Source organism: Lentiprolixibacter sp., from assembly GCF_982873095.1.
The window spans coordinates 1-7,730 of sequence record NZ_CEYNTP010000128.1; the positions used below are offsets into that span (position 1 = coordinate 1).

Sequence of the window (7,730 nt, forward strand, 5' to 3'; positions counted from 1 at the left end):
ATACGTGATTGCCGGACAGGATTTTGTGCCACAGCACATCCCTATACAGGAAGATGAAGAAGAGCTTAACCACTAAGCTCCTAACCTGAACAAAGAATATGGCCCATCATTTGATGGGCTTTTTTTATAATGTTAGAAGCCCTGTCGTAAAAGCATCTTTGGATAAATAACGCTAACTTTATATGGGAATATCTGAATCTATAAAAGTGAAAAAAGCAATCATCTTCTTACTTCTTTTGTCTGTAGGGTTCCTTCACGCCCAGCGAAAGCCAAAAATAAAAGGAAACAGGAATGTCGTCGAGGTACTGGAAGCCCTGCCGGCCTTCCATACCATTGAGCTTAAGGACGACCTGGAGATACACATCGACAATGCGTCTTCTGAAAGTTATTCGATCGTGGGAGACGACAACCTGATCGATGTCCTGCGTTTCCGGGTGGTTGACAGTACCCTGATCATCAGTTCTTTTTATAAGATCACCGGGAAGAAACAACTGGATATCACGATCAATTACGTAGGGTTAAATACGATTTATCTTCGTGATGGTTCCCTGATTGGCAATCAGCGCGTGGTCACGGATGAGCTTAGGGTGAATGCCTCTGGTGTTGCAAAAGTGGATTTGGCAGTAGATAGCCCGGTGGTTGCCATATCCCTGGAAGAAAACAGCAGGGCGAACTTCAATATTCAGGGGGATTCCCTCGACCTGGCCCTTAAAGATAAGTCCAGCCTTGAGCTTTATGGAACCACAACGGTGCAACACCTGCAGATGTCAGGTAATGCCCTAGCTACCCTGGAGGGGACCTCAGATACCTTGCGCCTGGATGTAAGTGAAAGCGGCCACCTGAAAGCGCAAAAATTAGAGGCAGCAGATATCCGATTGGAAACTAAGGAGACCGCCGTAGCACGTGTTTATTGCTATCGCGATTTTGAATTACTTGCCAGCGGCGCGTCCAGGACATATTTGTACGGCAACCCAGGGATTGTGATCACGGCCTTCGAAGACAGCGCTGAACTTCACAAAGAAACCGAGTAGAAAATACCGCAGCAAAAATTAGGACATAAAAAAACCCTGTAGTGTGAATACTACAGGGTTAAACCACTTGTACTCTTAAGCTTGCATAGCTTCCATTTTCGGACCGGCTTCAACAATTTCCTTGTTTACACCAGCTTCAAATTGTTTGAAGTTATCATTGAAAAGCTTGATGAGCTTCCTTTTGGTTTCCTCAAATTTCGCTTTGTCTTCCCAGGTATTCTTCGGAAGCAGTACTTCTGAAGGAACGTTAGGACAACTCAGTGGGATTTGGAATCCAAAAGCCTCGTCTGTAACATATTCTACATTGTCGAAGTCACCATTGTGGATGGCATCGATCATTGCTCGGGTATATTTCAGGTTGATACGTGAACCTACACCGTGTGGACCACCTGTCCATCCGGTATTCACCAACCAGGCTGTGGCATTGTGGTCCCGCATTTTCTCTGCCAGCATTTCAGCATACTTGTTGGGGTGCCACATCATAAAGGCGGCCCCGAAGTTGGCACTAAATGTGGCCTGAGGTTCGGTTACACCCATTTCCGTACCGGCAACCTTGGCGGTATACCCGGCAATAAAGTGGTAACTCGCCTGTTCCGGGCTGAGCTTACTTACCGGAGGCAGTACACCAAAGGCATCACAGGTAAGGAAGATGATGTTTTTCGGGTGTCCCGCTATACAGGGAACCTGAATATTATCGATAAAGGATAATGGATAGGACGCCCTCGTATTCTGGGTAATGGTGGTATCGGTATAGTCCACCTCACGGGTATCCTTATCGTATACTACATTTTCCAGCACCGTACCGAAACGGATGGCATTAAAGATATCCGGCTCTTTTTCTGCGGAGAGGTTGATCGCCTTGGCATAACATCCTCCCTCTATATTAAAGACACCATCATCTGTCCAGCAGTGCTCATCGTCACCAATAAGGCGGCGTTTGGGATCCGCACTAAGGGTGGTTTTACCGGTTCCTGACAGACCAAAGAGGATAGAAACGTCATCTTTTTCCCCCACATTGGCAGAGCAGTGCATGGGCAGTACCCCTTCCAGTGGCATCAGGTAATTCATAACGGTAAATACACCTTTCTTCATTTCCCCGGCATACTGTGTTCCCAAGATAACGATCTCCTTACGTTCCAGGTTCAGGTCTACACTGGTCTTGGAGGTCATCTCTGAAGTGTAACGGTTAGCTGGGAAACCACCGGCGTTGAAAACCACATAATCCGGCTCTCCGAAATTGGCCAGCTCTTCCTTGCTTGGCATGATCAGCATGTTCTGCATAAAGAGGGCGTGATAGGCCCGTGTACAGATAATCCTGATTTTTAGTCGGTATTTGGGATCCCATCCTGCAAAAGCATCCACAACAAAGAGGTGGTCACAGGTATTCAGGTAATCCATGGCGCGCTCATGGTTCACCATAAAGGTGTGCTCATCGAGCCCCATGTTAATTTCTCCCCAATCGATATTCTTTTCAGAATCCGGGTGCCTTACGATACGCTTGTCTTTAGGGCTCCTGCCCGTCTTTTCCCCGGAATAGGTCATCAGTGCGCCTACACTGGAAATAGCTGTACCTTTTTCCAATCTCAAACCCAGTTCATAGAGCACCGGTACACTACTGTTTCTGTAAATGGTTTCGGTTTCAATACCGTATTGTTTTAAATTAAATGCTGCTGTCATTGATTTGTAATTTTGAAGGTTGTAGTTTCTTTTTTGAGGTTAAAATATTTGTTCGATTTAATATAAGCAATCGTAAGAATTACAATGCAAAGAAGGGGATAAATCTCTGTAAGAAAAATGATAAATATCATGTGAAACCCTTGTAAATCCTTAGCTTTTTCCACCGGCTAAAATGGGGGCAGGGCGAAAGGCAACCCTGCCTATTTTTACTATCTTTGGTTTATGAACGAAAACCTGGATCCCTCAACCCAAAACCTTTCTCAGGAAGAACTCGCCATTGAAAAGGCCCTTCGGCCGGTTTCCTTTGACGATTTTACCGGGCAGGAACAGGTACTCGAAAATCTCAAGGTGTTTGTGGAAGCGGCGAATCTCCGGAATGAGGCCCTTGACCACACCTTATTGCACGGTCCCCCGGGATTGGGCAAAACCACCCTGGCCCATATCCTTGCAAATGAACTTGGCGTTGGAATCAAAGTAACCTCCGGACCGGTACTGGATAAACCCGGGGACCTCGCCGGCCTGTTGACCAACCTGGAGGAGCGGGATGTGCTATTCATTGACGAGATCCACAGGCTGAGCCCCGTAGTTGAGGAATACCTGTACTCTGCTATGGAGGATTACAAGATCGACATCATGATCGAAACCGGGCCCAATGCGAGGTCGGTACAGATCAACCTCCATCCCTTTACGCTGATAGGAGCCACGACGCGTTCCGGTTTACTGACCGCCCCAATGCGCGCAAGGTTCGGGATTACTAGTCGCTTGGAATACTATTCCACAGAACTCTTATCGACCATCGTGCAGCGAAGTGCCGATATCCTCAAAGTACCGATTACCAACGAAGCGGCCATTGAAATTGCCGGCAGGAGCCGGGGCACGCCCAGGATCAGCAATGCACTGCTGCGCAGGGTGCGGGATTTTGCGCAAATAAAAGGGGATGGCAACATCGATATCGAGATCTCAAGATTTGGATTAAAAGCCCTGAATGTGGATGCCCATGGCCTGGATGAAATGGACAATAAAATCCTCGAGACCATAATTGATAAGTTCAAAGGGGGACCGGTTGGGATCAGTACCCTGGCCACTGCAGTTTCCGAAAATGCGGAGACCATTGAAGAGGTCTATGAGCCCTTCCTGATCCAGCAGGGTTTTATAATGAGGACCCCCCGCGGACGTGAAGTAACCGAACTGGCCTACAAACACCTGGGTAGGATCAAAGGCGGTGCGCAGGCAGGCTTGTTTTAAGTGAATTGATTACGATAAGATTAATAACGTATAACTGCACCTTATGCCCCTCTTTCCAAAAGATGAAGTAGTACCCGAAAAGGTGATCATTGACGGCAATAGCATACAGTGCCGGATTTGTGGCCACGATGAATTCTACAAGAGACGTGCACAACTGAATACCAAAACAGCAACTTTTTTTAATATAGACTGGGCCAACCGCAGTGCCTTTTGCTATGTCTGTGCCAAATGCAGTCATATCGACTGGTTTTTGGAAGAGCAATGAAGAACCTCCCGACGATTTCGCGCTTAGAAGTTTTCAGGAACCGCAAACGCATTCTGAAAAACCCATGGCCTTTCCACCGGGAGAATTTTGAGCGACTTGGAGATACTTTTAGAATACGGGTATTTATGGGTCCGCCAGTAGTGTTCACACGTGATGCGGATATCATTGCCCATGTGCTGCAAAAGAACCACAAAAACTACCAGAAGTCGGCCTTGCAGACCCGGGACCTGGCGCGCTATATCGGGCAGGGGATCCTCACCGCTACCGGGGAACACTGGCGGGTACACCGCAGGATGATACAACCGGCTTTTCACAAAAAGAAACTCACCGGGTTGTTTGCCATCATGAAGGCCACCATAGAACGCGAAGTAGGGCGGATCTCCCCGGATAAGGAAATGGATATATTCCCGCTGATGGGCGACCTTGCCTTTCAGGTGGTGGCCAAATCCCTGTTTAGCGGATCGGATATTTCGGAGCGGATGAAACGGCTGCAGGAGATCACCGAGGCCAACCAGCGGATGCTCATCCGGGAAATGCGGCAGCCCTATTTGAAATGGTGGTTCCAGGTAAGCGGTAAGATCGGGCGCCACCTTAAAATGGCAGAAGAAGCCCGGGAACTCCTGAATGAGATCATAGAACAACGGATCCGTTCCGGTGAGGAACAGGACGATTTACTGGACATGCTCCTGAATTCCCGATATGAAGACGGCAGTGCCATGCCGAGGCGACAACTGATAGATGAGGTCCTTATCCTGTTTACCGCTGGGCATGAGACCACCGCCAACGCCCTTAGCTTTGCCCTTCATTTGCTGGCCACCCACCCGGCGATTCAGGAAAAACTTCATCAGGAGGTGAAACAGATAGATTGGGACGGTGATCTGCTGGAAGAACTCCCCAGGCTCACCTTTACCAAACAGTGTATCGAAGAAGCCCTTAGACTCTATCCCCCGGTCTACGTAATCGATCGGGTAACGGTACAGGAAGACCAGGCAGGGAAGGTTACTTTTCCGAAGGATACCCTGGTACTCCTTTCCGTATTTGAATTGCACCGATCTGCTTTCCACTGGGAGGAACCCGAAAAGTTCTGGCCGGAACGCTTTGCCACGGATCGAAAAAAGGACTACTCCCGGGCGTATTATCCCTTCGGGGCAGGGCCCCGGATGTGCGTTGGAAATAACTTTGCCATGTACGAAATGATGATAGCCCTGGGCCTTATCATCAACCAGTACCGTATTACTTCTTCGTTACCGGCCCTGGAACTGGACCCCCTGATCTCCTTAAAACCCAGGATGGTGCCCATTGGCTTCCATCCCCGGTAACTAATAGGGTCTGTGAAGGGTGGATCAGAAATACCCCACAATTGACCAAAGTCATTTCACGTAAAAACTTTAATTCGTAATTAGCTGTATACCTGGGGGGCATGTTACTTCCTCAGGCGTGAGGTATATACAGCAATTCAAAAATGACTGACCAATTCGTACAGGATCAGGCCATCATCAAACGGCTAAAGGAAATTCTTGAAGCCCATTTGGAGAATGAACATTTTGGGGTAACAGAATTGGCCAAAGCCGTGGGCCTTAGTCGCTCCAGCCTGCACCGGAAAGTGCACGCCTATAACGGAAATTCTACCAGTCAGTTCATCCGTGAATTCCGGTTGCACAAGGCCATGGAGATGCTGTTGGAAGGAGAGGAATCCGTATCTGAGATAGCCTACCGGGTAGGCTTCTCCAGCCCCACCTATTTCAATACCTGTTTTAAGGAGTACTACGGCTATCCTCCCGGAGAGGCCAAACTGAGGACGGCAGTTGCAGAACACCAAACTGATGATGTACAGGCTCTAACCCCATCTGCCCATCCAAAGGACAGGATCAAACTGCTCCGTAAAAGACTCAACTTTACCAAAAGGTGGGTGGTGGCCCTTGCCATAGGTATAGGGGTTACCGTTACCTGGGCAACCTCCTATTATTTAAGTACAAATGCAGTGGATGAGGTAACCAGCACTGCGAGTTTGGAGGTAGAAAATTCTATCGCTGTTTTGCCCATCAAGAACTGGAGTGGGGATCCCGATCTGGAATATGTAAGTGACGGCATGACGGATGCCATAATAACCCGGCTTTGCTTTGTACAAAACTTAAGGGTAATACCTTTTACTTCTGTCCTCCAATACAAGGCCTCTGACCATGACGCCCCCTCAATCGCAAAAGAGCTGGGAGTTCAGAATATCCTTCAGGGAAATTTTCAACTTTCCGGGGATTTGGTAAAATTTACATTGCATTTGGTACACGGACCTACGAATACCAATGTATCCACCAAGGAGTACAAAGGCGCATGGAATGAAGATACCTTCAGTATGCAGGCAACGGTCGTCCAGGACCTCATCAGGCAATTGAGTATAGCTACTCAGAGCAAAGAGCTTTTAGCCATTGAGCGCATCCCAACGGAGAATAAAGAAGCTTATGATACTTGGTTAATGGGTAAGTACCAGGCACTTAAGTATACAAAATCCGGAAAGGAAAATGCTATTACCTTATTTGAAAATGCCATTCGTCTCGATTCTAATTTTGTTGAGCCCTATGTGGATCTCGCTCAATTATACCTATTTGGCGGTGCAAGCTGGGGGCTTTTCTCAGAAAGAGAGGCCTGGAATAAGGCGAAAGGGCTGCTAGCAAAGGCAATTGTAATTGATGGTACCTTCCCTGATGCAAAAAAGGTTTATAATGATGGTTTATTTATGTATGAATGGGATTTTGAAAACATGGAGAAAAGCTATCAGAAAGAAAGCAGAATTCCCATAAATTACTGTTTAATGACAGGCAGATATGAAGAAGCTATTGCCATTAGTGAAGAACTCCATAAAGAATATCCTGCCAGTCCCTATCGGATCATTTGGAAGGCGCTGGCATTTGCATTATCGAACAGATCTGAAGAAGCTTTAGAACTTCTTAGGGATTCGGATAAGTTACACTCGGATCATATTATGTATTTGAGAACTGCATCTCGTATTTATATTTATCTGAATGAATATGAACGCGCATATGCCCTTCTGACCAAATTCATACAAACTTATCCGGAACGGCCCCCAACCGTATTGTGGAAGCTTGCTGCCTGCGAATATCAGAAGGGAAATATTGAAGCAGTTGAGCAATATCTTGCAGAAATTGAGAATCAGTATCAAGAGGGGGTGTCTGGTAGTCCTGCATGGTTTACGGCACTCTACTTTGCAACCATTGGAGATCCTGAGCGGGCTTTTGAGTGGCTGCAGAGATCATATGACAGGCATGAAGTAGAAATGATCTGGTTACGTGAGGAACCCCTTTTAAAATCCTTACGATCTGATCCGCGTTACCTGGAAATCTACCAAAAGGTGGGCTTCCCCTTTCCTCCTGTTGCTGACTTCCCGGCGCCTCCGATTGCTGACTGAATACTATTGTATACCTCAATTACTCTACTATTGACCCATGTCATTTCGATTTTCCTGAATATTGAGTAACTAGATGCGATAAACAGGCAAT

At 47.2% G+C, this 7,730-nt stretch carries 6 protein-coding genes; 5 read left to right on the forward strand and 1 reads right to left on the reverse strand.

What is annotated here, in order from left to right:
• Positions 1–206 precede the first annotated feature (206 nt).
• Positions 207–1,031, forward strand: coding sequence for a GIN domain-containing protein (locus tag AC4E7D_RS08760; protein WP_490173426.1), 825 nt, complete (start codon positions 207–209; stop codon positions 1,029–1,031).
• A gap of 75 nt (positions 1,032–1,106) precedes the next feature.
• On the opposite strand, the gene pckA is transcribed toward AC4E7D_RS08760, so the two are convergent.
• The gene (gene pckA, locus AC4E7D_RS08765; RefSeq protein WP_490173427.1) at positions 1,107–2,708 is read right to left on the reverse strand and encodes a phosphoenolpyruvate carboxykinase (ATP); all 1,602 of its coding nucleotides are present in this window, start codon (positions 2,706–2,708) and stop codon (positions 1,107–1,109) included.
• A gap of 222 nt (positions 2,709–2,930) precedes the next feature.
• On the opposite strand from pckA, the gene ruvB reads away from it, so the two are divergent.
• From ruvB to AC4E7D_RS08785, 4 genes are all read left to right on the forward strand, one after another.
• Positions 2,931–3,953: a Holliday junction branch migration DNA helicase RuvB gene (gene ruvB / locus AC4E7D_RS08770; protein WP_490173428.1), complete on the forward strand. Its 1,023-nt coding sequence runs from the start codon at positions 2,931–2,933 to the stop codon at positions 3,951–3,953.
• A 43-nt stretch (positions 3,954–3,996) separates the two neighbouring features.
• Positions 3,997–4,218, forward strand: a complete 222-nt coding sequence (locus AC4E7D_RS08775; RefSeq protein WP_490173429.1) for a hypothetical protein — start codon at positions 3,997–3,999, stop codon at positions 4,216–4,218.
• On the forward strand, positions 4,182–5,537 hold the full coding sequence (locus AC4E7D_RS08780; protein ID WP_490173430.1) for a cytochrome P450: 1,356 nt from the start codon (positions 4,182–4,184) through the stop codon (positions 5,535–5,537). The genes AC4E7D_RS08775 and AC4E7D_RS08780 overlap by 37 nt, the downstream gene beginning before the upstream one ends.
• Positions 5,538–5,680: 143 nt before the next feature.
• Positions 5,681–7,639: a helix-turn-helix domain-containing protein gene (locus AC4E7D_RS08785; RefSeq protein WP_490173431.1), complete on the forward strand. Its 1,959-nt coding sequence runs from the start codon at positions 5,681–5,683 to the stop codon at positions 7,637–7,639.
• The last annotated feature ends 91 nt before the right edge of the window (positions 7,640–7,730 follow it).

Bases quoted from the DNA above. Each gene is read 5' to 3' on its own strand.
- AC4E7D_RS08780 (WP_490173430.1), top strand. From the start codon at position 4,182: ATGCAGTCATATCGACTGGTTTTTGGAAGAGCAATGAAGAACCTCCCG.
- ruvB (WP_490173428.1), top strand. From the start codon at position 2,931: ATGAACGAAAACCTGGATCCCTCAACCCAAAACCTTTCTCAGGAAGAA.
- pckA (WP_490173427.1), bottom strand. From the start codon at position 2,708: ATGACAGCAGCATTTAATTTAAAACAATACGGTATTGAAACCGAAACC.
- AC4E7D_RS08775 (WP_490173429.1), top strand. From the start codon at position 3,997: ATGCCCCTCTTTCCAAAAGATGAAGTAGTACCCGAAAAGGTGATCATT.
- AC4E7D_RS08785 (WP_490173431.1), top strand. From the start codon at position 5,681: ATGACTGACCAATTCGTACAGGATCAGGCCATCATCAAACGGCTAAAG.